Consider the following 298-nt stretch of genomic DNA (forward strand, 5'->3'; position numbering starts at 1 on the left):
CGCATTTCTGCCTCGCCTTAGGGGCCGACTCACCCTACGCCGATGAACGTTGCGTAGGAAACCTTGGGCTTACGGCGAGGGGGCCTTTCACCCCCTTTATCGCTACTCATGTCAGCATTCGCACTTCCGATACCTCCAGCACGCTTTTCAACGCACCTTCGCAGGCTTACGGAACGCTCTCCTACCATGCGTGCAAAGCACGCATCCGCAGCTTCGGTATATAGCTTAGCCCCGTTACATCTTCCGCGCAGGACGACTCGATCAGTGAGCTATTACGCTTTCTTTAAAGGGTGGCTGC

Annotated in this window: 1 rRNA gene; it reads right to left on the reverse strand. The window is 56.0% G+C overall.

What is annotated here, in order from left to right:
* A 23S ribosomal RNA gene (locus tag G3N99_RS42670) occupies window positions 1-298 on the reverse strand; the annotation flags it as partial.

This window comes from Burkholderia sp. Ac-20392 (assembly GCF_017104585.1).
GTDB classification, from domain to species: domain Bacteria; phylum Pseudomonadota; class Gammaproteobacteria; order Burkholderiales; family Burkholderiaceae; genus Burkholderia; species Burkholderia lata.